The organism is Mesorhizobium hawassense, assembly GCF_003289945.1.
GTDB classification, from domain to species: Bacteria; Pseudomonadota; Alphaproteobacteria; order Rhizobiales; family Rhizobiaceae; genus Mesorhizobium; species Mesorhizobium hawassense.
Map to the genome: position 1 here is coordinate 1 of NZ_QMBP01000020.1, position 14,372 is coordinate 14,372.

General features: G+C 62.3%; 11 protein-coding genes. 4 read left to right on the forward strand and 7 right to left on the reverse strand.

Going from position 1 to position 14,372, the window contains the following annotated elements; genetic code table 11:
• On the forward strand, nucleotides 1-637 hold a 637-nt coding region (locus DPM33_RS29370), incomplete at its 5' end, for a tetratricopeptide repeat protein (RefSeq protein ID WP_208648466.1).
• A gap of 191 nt (nucleotides 638-828) precedes the next feature.
• Here DPM33_RS29370 and DPM33_RS29375 read toward each other — a convergent pair.
• Nucleotides 829-1,719 carry an adenylate/guanylate cyclase domain-containing protein gene (locus DPM33_RS29375; protein ID WP_112100889.1) on the reverse strand — a complete coding sequence of 297 codons (891 nt, stop codon included), beginning with the start codon at nucleotides 1,717-1,719 and terminating at the stop codon, nucleotides 829-831.
• A gap of 266 nt (nucleotides 1,720-1,985) precedes the next feature.
• Nucleotides 1,986-3,053 (reverse strand): M35 family metallo-endopeptidase, encoded by a 1,068-nt coding sequence (locus tag DPM33_RS29380; RefSeq protein ID WP_146770341.1) that lies wholly within the window; start codon nucleotides 3,051-3,053, stop codon nucleotides 1,986-1,988.
• A gap of 273 nt (nucleotides 3,054-3,326) precedes the next feature.
• Between DPM33_RS29380 and DPM33_RS29385 the strand changes: the two genes are divergently transcribed.
• The 3 genes from DPM33_RS29385 (at nucleotide 3,327) to DPM33_RS29395 (ending at nucleotide 9,043) form a co-directional block, all read left to right on the forward strand.
• A complete protein-coding gene (locus tag DPM33_RS29385) occupies nucleotides 3,327-3,953 on the forward strand; it encodes a nuclear transport factor 2 family protein (RefSeq protein WP_112100891.1) in 627 nt (208 codons plus the stop codon).
• Nucleotides 3,954-4,001: 48 nt separating this feature from the next.
• Entirely contained in the window at nucleotides 4,002-5,861 is a 1,860-nt protein-coding gene (locus DPM33_RS29390) for a hypothetical protein (RefSeq protein ID WP_112100892.1), read from the forward strand.
• A gap of 98 nt (nucleotides 5,862-5,959) precedes the next feature.
• Complete coding sequence (locus DPM33_RS29395; protein ID WP_146770342.1) at nucleotides 5,960-9,043, forward strand: ATP-binding protein; 3,084 nt, start codon at nucleotides 5,960-5,962, stop codon at nucleotides 9,041-9,043.
• 206 nt (nucleotides 9,044-9,249) lie between these two features.
• Here DPM33_RS29395 and DPM33_RS29400 read toward each other — a convergent pair whose 3' ends face one another.
• From DPM33_RS29400 to DPM33_RS29420, 5 genes are all read right to left on the reverse strand, one after another.
• Nucleotides 9,250-9,966, reverse strand: a complete 717-nt coding sequence (locus DPM33_RS29400) for a glutamine amidotransferase (protein ID WP_112100894.1) — start codon at nucleotides 9,964-9,966, stop codon at nucleotides 9,250-9,252.
• Nucleotides 9,967-9,984: 18 nt separating this feature from the next.
• Nucleotides 9,985-10,464 (reverse strand): tellurite resistance TerB family protein, encoded by a 480-nt coding sequence (locus tag DPM33_RS29405; protein ID WP_112100895.1) that lies wholly within the window; start codon nucleotides 10,462-10,464, stop codon nucleotides 9,985-9,987.
• Nucleotides 10,465-10,510: 46 nt separating this feature from the next.
• Nucleotides 10,511-12,079: a heme biosynthesis protein HemY gene (locus DPM33_RS29410; protein ID WP_112100896.1), complete on the reverse strand. Its 1,569-nt coding sequence runs from the start codon at nucleotides 12,077-12,079 to the stop codon at nucleotides 10,511-10,513.
• A 10-nt stretch (nucleotides 12,080-12,089) separates the two neighbouring features.
• Entirely contained in the window at nucleotides 12,090-13,553 is a 1,464-nt protein-coding gene (locus tag DPM33_RS29415; protein WP_112100897.1) for a COG4223 family protein, read from the reverse strand.
• 105 nt (nucleotides 13,554-13,658) lie between these two features.
• Entirely contained in the window at nucleotides 13,659-14,372 is a 714-nt protein-coding gene (locus DPM33_RS29420; RefSeq protein ID WP_112100898.1) for a uroporphyrinogen-III synthase, read from the reverse strand.

The window sequence follows — 14,372 nt, forward strand, 5'->3', positions numbered from 1 at the left end:
CGGCATGGCCGCCTGGTGTGCCGTCATGCGCAAGGCGAACGGCTGGATGACCGATCGCAGGCAGGAAACCGCCGAGGCGGAGCGCCTGGCTCTGAAGGCCGTGGATTTGGGCAGGGATGACGCGATCGCGCTTTCCCGGGGCGGGACCGCGCTCGCCTACGTGGTGGGCGACAACAACAGCGGGGCAGCCTTCATTGATCGCGCGCTTGCGCTCAATCCGAACCTGGCTACCACGTGGCTATTCAGCGGCTGGGTCAGAGCCGACCTCGGCGATACTGAAACCTCACTCCGGCACCTGGCGACCGCGATGCGCATGAGCCCAGTCGACCCGCTCATGTTCGACATGCAGAATGCGGTAGCAGTGGCTCATCTCTTCGCCGGTCGATTCGAGGAGGCATCATCTTGGGCTGAAAGGTCGTTGCGGGAAAAGCCGGACTTTTTGGGGTCGTTGCGCTTTGCGGCTGCAAGCTATGCTCTCGCCGGCCGAACCGAGGATGCGCAAAAGGTCGTGAGCCGAATTCTCGGCCTCGATCCCGGCCAACGAATTTCCAATCTCGCCGACGTCGTTTCAACCAGCCGTCCGGCCGATATGGCTCTGCTTGCAGAAGGTTTGCGAAAGGCGGGGCTGCCGGAATAACGCAGCCGGGTTGGCGCTTTTCACCGTTTCACGGAAACGGCGAAAGGCGCTATCTCTTTGTTTATACGCAATCCCGAACGGAAAACCGCTCACACTTTTCCCGGAATGCTCCAAAGGGCAGTCAATAGGTGGGCCGCTGCATCGGCGGCGTCGGCGGACCAGCTTGGCACCGGTAGCAGCTAGAAGTCCGGTCAGTCCGAGACAATTTCGTAGTGAAGAACCTGGGCGTCGCCGAGGGACGACTTCAGTCCAGGCGAGATGACGCCGGAGCCGAAGAGGAGAATATCTTCACGGCGTACGAAGACTTCATGGCCGGGTCCCATCGATACAAATGTGCCCGACGAGCTTCGCTCGACGAGCCGGGCCCTGCCATTCGAAACGGTGAAGGTCGCGTGATGCCTTGAAACCCAGGGCCGCTCGACGACGATATTGCATTCCTCAGACCGGCCGATGGTTACGGATTCGTTGTTTCGACAGGATCGCAACTGATCTCCATAGCGGATGACCAGATGGATCTGCCGCTGCGGGACGGAGCGTCTATCGGTGGTGGTGCCACGGGTGGTGATCTGAGTGCTGAGCACCCCATTGCCACTCCACAGGGTATAGACATCGAAGAGTTCCTGCTTCCCCTTGAAGTCCATTTTGTCGAGGAGCCGCAGGCTCTTGCGGCTGCCCGCGGAAAGGGCTTCGAAGAAGCTCTGGCTGATCAGCACCTCCCCGGGGTTGGCCGTGGTGGACAACCTTGCGGTGACATTGACAACGTCACCGAATACCGCGCCCCGCGCGCGAATGACCGTCCCGAAATGCAATCCGATTCGAGCGATCAACGGCCCTTTCGTCAGTTGGTGGCTGATTTGGCGGACGGCCCTCAGCGCTGCCTCCGGGCTCTCGAAGAGGCTGAGTACGTCATCGCCCTTCGAGTAGATGAAATCACCGCCGTGTTGGGCGACGATCGCTCGCATTGCGTCCAGGCAATCCGAAACCTGCAGCAAAGCGGCATCGTCGCCGATGCGCTCATAGAGGGGCGTGCTGCCCACGACGTCAGCCAGGAGGACTGCGGCAAGAAGCGTTTCCTGATCCATCGATCTCGTATCCGCCCCGAGAGCGCAGCGTATATAACACACTAAGTTGCCTGCAACCTATCTCCTTGCGCGTTTGGGGGCCGGAGCGATTGCCGCGGACGGACAGCCTCTGCCTTCATTCATCCGCATCACCGTGACCGGCCGCGCCTCGCCCAATTTCGTTTCTAGCGGCCCCGTTCGAGCCAGGTGCCTTGTTCCGTGCCAATCGAGCCCGGCGAGAGGTCGACCTTCGGAAAGCTTGCCAGCTCAGTTGCGTGTGGCGTTCCTCACATCGGAAGCTCCGGGCTGTTCTCCGCGAAGTATTCATGGCTGTCAGCGTTGGATGTCGCTCTAGGTGGGTTCACGACCGCGAGCGCCTTGGCGCTGGTTTGACCATAGGCAAAGTCCCTCGTTGCGGCCACGATGCCGAAGTGACTCACTTCGTGTATGAGCGTTCCGGATCTGGAATCCGTTCCTTTCAGAGCGGCTGACCAGAACTTGCTACAGACAAAAATGTTGTAAGGCTGGTCCGGGTATACATACGCATAGTCGATTGGTTCACACTCGCTGCCGTGGCATCCAAATGTAATTGTCTTGTTTGCAAGAGCATCCGCAATCTTCGAGAAATTTCCAGTGGCCTTTGCGTACAGTCCTACGGTATGCGCCCCGAACCATGTCATATATCGTTGGGAACTGGGTTGCTGGGCCGGAGGCGTGCTCTGCAAGATCTGCAGGGCATTCGAGGCTATGATGTTTGCTTCCGCCAGCGCAGCGCCAAGATCATCCTGTTGAGAGCTGTCGCATTGGTCGAATTTGGGCGCCGAGAGCGGCACTGCCCGTTGCGGAGGAATTCGACCCGACAGAAGCCTGAACGTGGCGGCGTTGCTCAAAACCTGCGCGCGTATCAGTTCACCCGGACGGCCAATCAGCAGACCCATGCCCTCCGTGTCGTAGGTAACCGCATAATTCCCGGCTTCATAGATGGCGTAGTACAAGGACAGATCGACGGGCACCGTAACCGATTGCCCCGGTTCGATGGTGATAAAGTCGGCGTCAGTGGGCTCTCCTCGCTTCGCCAAACGGCCTATGTACTGAATTGGCTGCGACCCCCTCGCCACTGAAAATATGTCGCCGGAGACGCCGTTGATTGGCGTGGTCCAACTGAGCACCCTGATCGGGCTGCGTGACCGGTTCGTGAGAGTAAAGTCAATAACTAGGGGGGTATCGTTTCCATAAGAAGGCAGGCGCGATTGCAGAACTATCTCAATTTCCTGATTCTGCTGTGCAAACGCCAAAGGAATAATGCTGAAGAACGATGAAAGGAACAATACCATATTTCGAACGAAACTCGGCACTTTATGCTCCTATCTAACTATGGTTAAACTTGATTTTTCACCTATGTTATTTTTATTTTCCCGTAACGCACCGAAATCGCCCGCAGCCTGCCTGGCGATTAGGAATGAAATTGCTGCGGATCGAAGAATGTAACTTACCGCAAATTCAAAAATTCAGGAACGCGGAATTGTGCCCGCAAGCCTCGGATGCCACCGATTTCGGCTGACACCTTTTTGGGGGATGTATAAGATGAATGGGTACTTTCCCATCAAGCTCCATTTGAGGGGGCCACCATGAGCGAGCATTGGAAAGGCATAATCACCAACCGTGCGATTTTGAGGAATTTTGCCCTGGTTTGTGGGCTCTGCCTCGCTTTCGGCGGCACCGCTTTAGCTGATTCATGCGGAACACCAGCTAGCAAAGGTTGGGACATAAAGAATCCTCCGGCCGACGATCGCCAGGCAATTGAAGATGTTTTGTCCCGCTACGCATTGACGATCGATGAAAGAGACGCAGCAGCGTTCGCTGGCCTCTTTGCCGTTCCGAAATCGTCTTATTATGAGATGTGCAATACTGGGGGTTCCGTGTTCAGGTTGACGCTCGGTCTAGATCCGACGTCACCAGACGATCTTCTCACGCAGATGGGAATAATAGTGCAGGAACTGGAGACCGATCACCTCCAGACTCGACATTTTGTGACCAACACCTTGTTCCATGTTGACAAGACGGGTAAGACGGCGAACACCAGATCGGCAGTCCTGGTCACTGTGCAAGACTCCCACTCTCCGATGCCGAGCCTCGACTATTCGGCGGATGTTCGGGCGACCCTCGTAAAGGGGGGCGACGACCAGTGGCTATTTCAATCGCTTACTGTCCACGCCGACTATTCTGCTGGTTCTGTCGCAGCCAAGAAGCGATGACGCCCAAAGATCGGCCATGGGCTCACTGGCACGCCGCAGTGGGCTGAAATGCGTTCCGTTGCGCTGATCGCTGCTGTCCTCGGCGTTGCGTTTCTCCTGTTGTCCGGGGCGGTCGGGCTTCGACATGTGGCTTTCGTGTCGACGCCGCAAGCCGGTGAGCGGCAAGGCTCCGATCAGGACGACCTGGATTCGAAGTCGTTCGCCGACGCCGTCACGCGATGGAACCCCGACATTTTCTGGGCACCGGCCTCCAAGAGCGCCGACGTCGTAACCAGGTCTGGCGATGAAGCGCGGGCGGTGTTCGGTCCTATTCCCGACGGCGATTGCGACAGCGAGCAGATGAAGGTCATCCCGGTGGAAGTTGACGGCAATGTCGTGGACCTCGAGCCCAATCCGATGAAACCGGGCCATCCGCTGGAGTTCGAGCACCGGAATGAAAGCGGAAAGGTGGTCAAATGGACGGCGACATTGCCCAAATGCGACAAGCCTTCGCTGACCGGCAGCACGACCTACTGTGGGCTGAACTCACGTGTCGTAAGGGTCGTGCGCGGCAACGTTGAATGGCTGTTCCTCTGCAGGAAATCCAACTTTAGCCAGGAGGTCAGCACCGATCCCTACTGGACGCGGTCGGATCCGAGGTTTTCTGTCTTCGGCACCATCGGGTTCAATCGGAAATCCGGAGAAATTGTCTTCTTCGACGGCCGCAAGGACCGGAGCGAGTTCGATTGGTCAAAGCCCTTCATTCCGCCGGGCGGGCGCAACTATTCCGACGAAGTCGGAAGGGCCGAGGCGAAGAAAATCTACGATCCGACGTTTCAGATTTCGTGCCATGCATGCCATGACAACAAAAGCCCTTATGTGATCGATCCGCACATTGAACAGAGCAGGGTCGGTTTCCGTTCAGCCGGCGATTCCAGATCGACCGCCTTCAGCCTGGGAGATTTTCTACCGGATCGGCCGCGGTTGCCGGGCGCGCCGTTCCGCGTGGTCGGCTCCAGCTACACCGGCACCTACCGCAATGAACTTAGCCAGGCCAGGACGGTTGAAGATCCGACGGGCAACTGCACAAGCTGCCACACGCTTACCACACAAGTCACGGGCCGCCGTTTTGCCGCGGACGCAGCGGGGCATGAGCCGACGGTCACGTCGCCAAGCTGGGTCCAATTGCTCGAGCTGAACGAGGAACAGATCGTCTACGCCGAGATAGCCGCGCACCGGACGGACTGGGCGAACGGCGGCGGCATCCATCCCTGGATGTTGCCAGGGTCCGGCAATGACCTGTCCTCCGGCGCGCCGCCGCTGAGCCTGGAGGACTGGCGGAAGCTGAGCGACTGTTTGTGGGGAGCAGGCGGTGCTGAATGTGGCTACCGCCCGCTCTACACGCGCTGCCCGGCGCCGGAGGCGCAGGATGAAGGCTCTTTGCTCGCCGATGCCAAGATTCAGGTTTTGCCTCCACCCCCCGGAGCGGAGGTGAACACGCGTATTCTTCGTGTAAGCTGGACCTTTCGCAACAGCTACGGCGGTGTTCCGGAGCGCGACGATATCAGGATCAATGTCGCAGTCGGCGCGGGCGCCATTCCGGCAACCGGAGATCCGCCGCAAAGCGGTCAATATCCTAGCATCGAGCAGGCAAAGGGTACCGACGTCGAAGCCATCTCCGGTCCAGTCGGTTCATCCGGCTCCAGCTTGCTGATCCAGAACGTTTCGTTTGCCGGTCACACGAAGTGGAGCGATCCGACGCCGTCGATGTTGCCGCGCAGCTTCCAGATCGACCTGCCCGGCGAGTGCAATCGACGCACCTTGATCCGCCTGGTGCCCAAACGGTTCTGCTTCGACCAGAGCGAGGCGGCATTCAGTGAGGCAGACCATTTGATCTACGCCGATGTTCAGTGTGGCGAGCTTCGATGATCCGCTTTGACGCGATCGAAAGCGGCTGGTGACCGCCGGGATTTGCGATAACATGACCGGGCGCTAGATGGTCGCCGCACCAAGGAGGGTCCCGGAGCTTGACCACGCCGGTTCCATTGGCTGGCCCGATTTTGCCGAGCAGCCCGGCGAAGTCTGTTGCGGAGCGGCGTTATCTCACCATCCTGTTTTGCGATATGGTGGGGTCGACCGAATATGCCGACCGCCTGGATCCCGAGGATTTCCAGCGCCTGATCGAGAGCTTTCTGCATACCTGCAGCAGCGTCGTCCAGCGCCGCAAGGGAGTGACGGCCAGTTACATCGGCGACGCCATCCAGGCCTATTTCGGTTATCCGATAGCTGGCGAGGACGACAGCGAGTTCGCGGTGCTGGCGGCACTGGAGATCGTCGATGCGGTGGCCACCATCTCGGCAAAACAGGGATATCCGCTGCAAGTGAGGGTGGGTATCGCGAGCGGCCAGGTCGTGGTGGGGGAGTTCGTCGGCGCGCCGAGCGGCGTGTCCACCGTCGCTTTCGGCCACGTCGCACATCTGGCGGCGCGGCTGCAGGTACTGGCCAAGTCGAATAGGATCCTCGTCGACGCGTCGACCTTCGAGGCCGCGAGCGGCGCGATTGATTTCACCACGTTCGGCAAGCATGAGCTGAAGGGATTCGCCGAGCCGGTCCAGATCTGGCAGGTGCAGCGGCAGCGCATGGTGCCGACCCGCTTTGCAAAGCGCGCGCATATGACCAAGCTGTGCGGCCGCAATGCCGAATTGCGACTGTTGATGGAGCACTGGGAGACCGTCGTGCGCGACAGGCACGGCAATGCGGTGTGGGTTTCGGGAGAGTCGGGGATCGGCAAATCCCGGTTGCTCAATGAAGTCCAGCAGCGGTTGCGCAGCTTTCCGCAACTGACCATGCAATGTTCTCCGACCTTTGAGAACAGCACCCTTTATCCATTCCTCGCCGAGTTGCAGCGGATCGCAACGATCGAGGACGCTGACTCGACGGAAGAAAAGCTGCGGAAGCTCAGCAACGCATTGTTGATCGGCTCGGTGTACAGCGACGTCGCGCTGGCGATCTTCTCGGGCCTGCTCGGCATACCTGCGACCAGGCCGGACAGGCTCGACGGGATAAGCGCCGACCGACAGCGCAACATCGCAGAGCAAGCGCTGATGGATATGGTCGGTTATCTGGCGCGTACCACGCCGATCCTGATCCTGTTCGAAGATGAGCAATGGGCCGACGCGACCTCGCGCGAGCTTCTCGACAAAATCGTTGCCAGCCTGGCTTCGACGCCTGCGCTGTTGCTCGTATCGAGCAGGAACAACGCAACCGTTCCATGGTTCGACAGGCCGGATGCGCATCACATCAGGCTTGAAGCGCTCGGACGCGAAGATGCCGAGGCGATTGTCCATGACATCAGTCCGAACGCGCTCGCCGCCGATGTTTCAGCGGTGCTCGATCGCGGTGAAGGCGTCCCGCTCTACATCGAAGAGCTTGCTCGGAGCGTGGTCGAAACCGGGTTGCGGCTGGAAGCGCCCCAGCCGAAGCGTTCGTCTCATACGAACAACATTCCAAACTCCCTGCAGTTCTCACTGCTTGCCCGCCTCGACAGGCTGGGACCCGCCAAGGAAGTTGCGCAGATCGCAGCGGCGATCGGCCGCAAGTTCGATTTCGACATACTGCGCGAAATTTGTGATTGGCCGGAAGCGGAGTTGCGCGCCGCGGTTGGCGACCTGATGGGCACGGGGCTGATCGTAGCCGAGCGGGGCACGGCCGGCGCGGGCTTTTCGTTCACGCACGTGCTGCTGCAGCAGGCGGCCAAAGGCACGATGCTCCACGAACGCGCGCAGCAGACTCACCGATTGATCGCCGAATGTATCGAACTGCGCGACCACAACGCGGCCTTTGCCCGTCCCGAAGTGCTGGCTGAACATTTCGCCGACGCGGGTCTGTTCGATCGCGCCGCTGACTACTGGCTATTGGCAGGGGTGAAGGCGGCTAAGACTTGGGCGAAAGCTGACGCAGTGCGTATTTTCAGGAAGGGCCTCGAAGCCGCGAAGCTCCTGCCTGAATCCGACGATCGCAGCCGCAGGCTTCTTCGCTTCGAACTGGAGCTGGGCGACGTGCTATACGCCGCGCAAGGCTACGTGACGGGCGAAGGCAGTGCCGCATATCAGCGGGCCATAGCACTGAGCGGGAAACTTGGCGAACCGGAAGCGACGATCAGGGCGCTCGACGGGCTTTTCGGCACCCATTTCAACTCGGGCCAGTTTGGCAAGGCCCTTGCGGCGAGCGATGAGTTAATTCGGGTCGGCGAGCAAGGCGGCTACCTGAACGCGCTCGTCATAGGTTTGCAATTCAAGGGGATGACCCTGTTCTGTCAGGGCGAGTTGGTGGCGGCCCGGCAATATCTCGAGCACGCTCTCAGCCACAAGGACAGTGCGGACAAGGTCGGCAGCGACTTCCCGAGCATGGCCATGATCTACCTTTCCTGGACCTTGCATATTCTGGGCTACCGCCATCAAGCGCTGAAACTCTACCGCGAGGCGGAGGCGACCGTTCGGCTGCAGTCCGCATATCGCTTGGCCGCTTGCCTGGGAAACGGGTGCGTGTTGTTCGCCTTCCGCGAAGAGAGCAGCTTGATCGCTGAACTGGCGGATGAACTCCTGCCGCTGGCGCAGGAAAATGGCTTCAATCTCTGGGAGAGGGTGGCGCGCTTTTTTGGCGGCCTGGCTGCATCTGCCCTTGATGACAGTCCGGGGGGAAATCACATGATGGCATTGACCGAAAGTGACCTTGAAGATCAGGAGGTCGACAAGTCGTGCTATTTAGGTTTGCTCGCCAAGGCTTTCATGAACTCCGGGCAATTCGACATGGCGGCGGAGACCGCTGAGAAAGGTCTGCGCGAGGCCGAAAAAATCGGCGAGCATTACTTTACAGCTGCCCTGCTTCGCATTCGCGGTGAGATCGAACTTGCAAATGGAGCAGGAGACAGAGCGGCGGAGACTTCTTTCCGCGAGGCAATTGCCTTTGCGCGGCAGCAGAGCGCCAGGAGTTGGGAGTTGCAGGCAACCAACAGCCTCGCGAAGCTATTGCGGTCACAGGGTAGGTTCGACGAGGCTCGTGCTGAATTGCGGGAGGTCAACGATTGGTTCATCGCAGCAGACGTGGCGTAGCCAATGGGGGCATCACGTGTCTGCCGGCAGCTCGACGAGCGCAGCTCCGGCCAGGAAGGCCCGGCGCAACCACGACTACAGTCTTACGCCGACCAATGTCCGCGTTCGGATAGCAATGGCTAGCTTGAGGCGCAGAGCTGTCGTTCATGCCTTGGCAGAAGCCATCTTCGGATCAAGCTCAGCCGTTCCGGCCAACCGGGCTTGCTTTATCCCACAGCAGGCCTGCCGAAGATCAGCCCCAGAAATTCGCTCAGCCAGCGCTTGAGGTGCATGTCCCAGATCAGCCGGCCGCCGAGATGGTCGCGGCCAGGCTGCGCGCCGGGGAGCTCGAAGCGATGCGCGCCGCGCACCACCCAGCGCTGCATCATCACCCTTGTCAGCTCGCCATGGAACTGGATACCCCAGGCATTGTCGCCGTAGCGGAAGGCCTGGTTGGGATAGGTTTCCGCCGTTGCCAAAAGCGTAGCTTCCTTCGGCAACGAAAAGCCTTCGCGGTGAAACTGGTAGACCATCTCCGGCCAGTGCAGGAGCTTTTTGCCGGCATCGGTCGCCTTCAGCGGATACCAGCCGATCTCGACCAGCCCTTCGCCGTGCCCCTCGACCTTGCCGCCGAGATGGTTGGCGAGCATCTGCGCGCCGAGGCAGATGCCGAGAAAGGGGCGGTTTTCCTTGAGCGGGATTTGCAGCCAGTCGGTCTCGCGGCGGACGAATTCGTCCGCGTCATTGGCGCTCATCGGCCCGCCGAAAACCACAGCGCCGGCATGATCGTCGAGCGTGCAGGGCAGCGCATCGCCGAGCGGCGGCCGGCGGATGTCGAGATCGAAACCTTCTTCCAGAAGCATATGTCCGACGCGGCCGGAGCTCGAAGTCTCCTGATGCAGCACGATCAGGATTTTGGGTCTCGGCCTCGGTCTGGACGGCATGGAAGGCGAAAGGTCCTGTTATTCGTCGCTCGAATCGCCCCGCGCGCCGGGCGCCCCGGCCGCCGCCTTGCGGCGCGCCTCGATGCGGTCATGACGCTCGACGCCGATCAGTTCGGCGACCCGCCACACCGTGTTGTCCTCGAGCTCGTGCAACTCGCCATCGGCATAGACGATTTCCCACATCAGGCCAATGAAGGCCTTGCGCGCCTCGGCGTCGAGATCGCGCTTCAGCACGCTGGTGAAGGCGTAGAGGTCGATCGCCTCATTGTCGGCGCGCTCGCCGGCCGCTGCCAGCGCATCGAGCTCCGCGCCGCTCACCGAATAGGTTTCGGCCAGTATCTGCTTGAACCGCTCCCATTCGACGTCCTGGCGCACGCCGTCGGCGTTCATCACATGGTAGAGCAGCGCGGAGGCCGCGACGCGCGGATCGTCCGCGCTCGGCTTGGTCTCGCCGGCAGCCGGCAGATCCCTCAGGAAGGACAATACGCGCTCGAACATCGATGTTTTTTCCCTGCCCGCCAAAACCCGGCCTCAAAACATAGCCTTAGAACAAACGAAACCGGCGCGGCGATTTATCCGCGGCCTCTTCCGGCGCGACACCCGGATCGTCGGGCAGGGGCGGCAGCTCCGCGCCCTGGCCTACGGTTTCCGCCTCGACGACGGTTTCGGCCACCACCCTATCCTTTTCGCCGCCATTCGTTGGCGCCAGCTTCTCGGCCGGCGCATCGGCAACAATGTCGATCGCCTTTTCAGCGGGTGCGGCCGGCGGCGCGGCGGCGATCGCCGGCACCGCGACATCCGCGTCGCTTTCGATCAGATGGCCAAGCCGCTCCATCGGCGCCCGCCAGGTGAAGGCGTCGAGCTTGCCGGTGACCGGCGATACCGGCGCCCAGCGCTCGGAGATGACGCCATCCGCCACCCAGGCCGGATCGCGCGGCGCGCGCACCGCCTTCGACAAGAGCTGCCGCACCTTGCCTTGGTCGCCGGTCTCGGCTTCCTCAATATCGGCAAGCAGCAGGTAGGCGCCCTCGCGGCGATCGATGCGGATCGCGGCCTCCGCCTCGCGGCGGGCCATCGCGAAATCCTGGGCGTCGAGCGCCGCGCGCGCCACTGCCATCGCCGACTCGGCGTGGTTCCTCTTCAATTCCTGCAGCTTCTTCGCCCGGTTGAGACGGTCGCGCACGGCGTCGCCCACCCTCGCATGCGTGTAGAGCTCCGCGATGTCGGGATGCGGCTCGGCCCTCCACGCGGTTTCCAGGATCTTGGAGCCCTTGCGCACGTCGCTTTGCCGGAAAACCATATCGGCGGCGATGACCGCCGCCGGCGCGAAATCGGGCGCCAGCTTGTTGGCTTCCAGCGCCGCGGTGCGGGCTGCGTTCGGGTCGCTGTCGACCAGCGCCTGCGCCTTGGCGGTCAGCAGCACGGCGCGGCGGCGGTTGGCGGCGTCGCGCTCGATCTGTCTGGTCGACTTCTGCGCCTCGACCAGCTTCAGCGCGCCGTCCCAGTCGCCGCGTTCGGTCAGTTCCTCGAGCGTCGATTCCGCCGCCCAGGCAAGCTGCGGCGCCACCGCTGCGGCGCGGCCGGCATAGTGGCGCGCGGCGTTGCGGTCGCCGAGCCGCTCGGCCTCCAGATAAAGCCCACGCAGGCCGAGCAGCCGCATCTCGGGATCGTCGAGCATGCGCTCGAATTTCTCTCGCGCGCCTTTATGGTCGCCTTCGAGCAGCGACGCCTGCGCATCGAGCAGGTTGATCAGTGGCTCCTGATCGGAGCTGATCAGCCTGGCCGCTTCCTTGGTCTTCTTGCGCGCCAGCGCGCCGTCCCCGGCGCCGGCCGCGATCATGCCGGTCGACAGCGCCTGGTAGCCGCGGTCGCGGCGGCGCACCCGGAAATAGCGCGAGATCGTGTAGGGGCTGTTCCACAGCGACTTGATGAGCCACCAGACGATCATCACCGCGGCGACCACGGCGACGATCGCCACCGCCGCCACCATCAGCGTGACTTGGTACTGGTAGCCGTTGAAGGTGACGAGCATCTCGCCCGGACGATCGGCCAGCCAGGCGAAGCCGAGACCCAGCGCGAAGACGACGGCGAGGAAGGCGAGGAGACGGATCATCTTTTGGTCCTCACGCCTTCGTCGCGCCGGCAATCAGCGCTTCGAGTTGCTTTTCGACCTCCAACCGCGCCTTCAGTTTGCCGGCAAAATCGGCGCCGGCCGCCTTCGCGGCGTCGGGCAGCGTGTCATATTCGCTGAGCGCCTTGGCGTAGTCGCCCTGGCTGACCGCCACTTCGATACGCGCCACGGTTTCGGGCGCGCCCTTGCCTTCGACGGCTCCGACCGGCCGCACCTTGACCAGCGATTCCGCGCTCGACACCAGGCTCTGGAAGAAACCCGCATTCTGGTCGATCGGCGTCGCCGCCTCGACCATGGCATTGGCGGCGGCATCGACCTCCGAGGCGATGGTGGCGCGGGTCGGCACACCTTTCTCGGCATAGGACCGTAGCGCCGCGAGCTCCGGCGCATCCGGCGCGATCGCCGCGAACGTGTCGAGCTCGGTCGCGAACGGCGCGCCGCGATCGAGCGCCGACTTCAGCGCCGCAGCCGCGATCGCCAGCGCGATCTTGGGCTGCGCGGCCTGCGCCTCGACCTTGCCGGAGAGTTGCGACACCGATTGCTCAAGTGCTGCAACCCGGCCGTCCTCGGCCTTGGCCGCGTCGCCGGTCGATTTCACCAGCGCGTCGAGCCCGGCGATCTTCTCGTTGAGCGGACCGAGATCGACGGGTGCTGAACTTCCGCTCTTTTGCAACTCGCCGACGGTCGTCTCGATCTGGCCGACCTTGTCGCTGAGCGCCTTGAGCGCGCTGCCGTCGCCGCCTTGTCCGGCCGAGGATTTCAGCGCCGCGACATCGGCCTTGACCTGATCCAGCGCCGACGAAAGACCGGCAACCTTGGCCGCGGCGCCGTTGTCGCCGCTTTCCTTCAGCGCCGCGACCTCGCTCTTCAAAGAAGCGATCTCGCCGGTGACGCCGTCGAGCGATCCGCTGCTCGACCCCGGCGCGCCAAGCAGGCCGACCGCCTGCAGCAGCCCGGCGCCGGCAAGAGCGATCACGCCGCCGATGAGACCGGCGGCGATGGCGTTGACGCCGGTTCTGCGCGATGGCTGCTGCACGCGATCCTCGTTCCGTGTTTCGTCCGACTTCGATGTCGCGGCGCTCGCGCTGGCCGCGGAGGCGTCCTCGAAATTGTAATCGGAGCCCTTGGGCTGGCTCTTCGGCGCATCGGACCCGCCGGGATACGGCGCTTCCGGCTCGTCCTTGCCGGTCTCGGGCTCGTCAGCCGCTGCCTGAGCGGCGTCGCTATGCTCCCACGGCTCGATATCGGCCTGCTCGGCATGGATCGGCTCTTCCGGAGCCTCCGGCTGCGAGACGGCGACGGCTTCTTCCGCCTTCGCCTCGTCGGTCTGCCCGGTATTGGCCGCGGCCTTGGCCGCATCCTCGTCGGCGATTCGCGAGACGGCGCCGGGCTCGAGTTCGATGGTCACCGGCTCGCGCCGGGTCTTCGAATGTCGCATCTTCGGCGTCTTGACCATGCTTGGGCTCCGCAAATTGGCTTGAGGATGGATCAAAGGGTCTCGAGCGTCAGGATGCTCTAGCACATCACCAAGCGGTGAAAAGGGGCGGTGTGATGACGCGGCCTAGCGCGGTTGCGACAAAAGCGCGAGAAGCGCGTCCTCATCCGGTTGCGGCGCGATCCGGATCCTGCGCCCGGCAGCCGCATCCAACGGTTCGGCGACGCGCGCCGAGAGCGTCAGAAATTCCGTATTTTCAAAGAGCAGCCGCAAGATGGGTCGCGCAATCAGGCTGGCCAGCGCCGCGCTGGCCTTGGCCGAATAAAGCAGCGCCGCCTCGACCGGTTGGCCCGACAGAGCGGCGAACACCTCGGCATCGCCATAGTCGACAGCTTTTGTGTCGTAGGTCTCGACCGCACGGACATGTACGCCCGCCGCCGTCAGCCGCTGCTCGAACACTGGGAAGCGGACACGGCCGCACAGATAGATGACTGTCTTGCCGGCAAGGCCGCCGGCGATCGTGCCGGCCAGAGCCTCGGCGTCGCCCGGACCTTCCGTGACGGATGAAAATCCCGCCGCGCGGCAGGCTTCAGCCGTCCTTTTGCCGACTGCGTGGCACTGCAAGCCGACGAGCGTCGCAATCAGCGCCTTCGGCGCATGGCGTACCGCATTGGCGCTGGTGACGCTGACCGCGACGGTATCGGCGCCGACGGTCGCTTCGGCAAGCAAGGCGCTCGTCACGGTCAGCGGTAGCACGACAGGCTGAAATCCCTGGGCTTCCAGGCGTCGCGCCGTGCGCGACGCGCCGGGCTCTGGCCTCGTCACCAGGACGCGGACCAT

Excerpts from the sequence above, each read along its gene's own strand:
- DPM33_RS29420 (WP_112100898.1), bottom strand. The coding sequence starts at position 14,372 with ATGGTCCGCGTCCTGGTGACGAGGCCAGAGCCCGGCGCGTCGCGCACG.
- DPM33_RS29400 (WP_112100894.1), bottom strand. The coding sequence starts at position 9,966 with ATGCCGTCCAGACCGAGGCCGAGACCCAAAATCCTGATCGTGCTGCAT.
- DPM33_RS29405 (WP_112100895.1), bottom strand. The coding sequence starts at position 10,464 with ATGTTCGAGCGCGTATTGTCCTTCCTGAGGGATCTGCCGGCTGCCGGC.
- DPM33_RS29375 (WP_112100889.1), bottom strand. The coding sequence starts at position 1,719 with ATGGATCAGGAAACGCTTCTTGCCGCAGTCCTCCTGGCTGACGTCGTG.
- DPM33_RS29410 (WP_112100896.1), bottom strand. The coding sequence starts at position 12,079 with ATGATCCGTCTCCTCGCCTTCCTCGCCGTCGTCTTCGCGCTGGGTCTC.
- DPM33_RS29390 (WP_112100892.1), top strand. The coding sequence starts at position 4,002 with ATGCGTTCCGTTGCGCTGATCGCTGCTGTCCTCGGCGTTGCGTTTCTC.
- DPM33_RS29385 (WP_112100891.1), top strand. The coding sequence starts at position 3,327 with ATGAGCGAGCATTGGAAAGGCATAATCACCAACCGTGCGATTTTGAGG.
- DPM33_RS29415 (WP_112100897.1), bottom strand. The coding sequence starts at position 13,553 with ATGGTCAAGACGCCGAAGATGCGACATTCGAAGACCCGGCGCGAGCCG.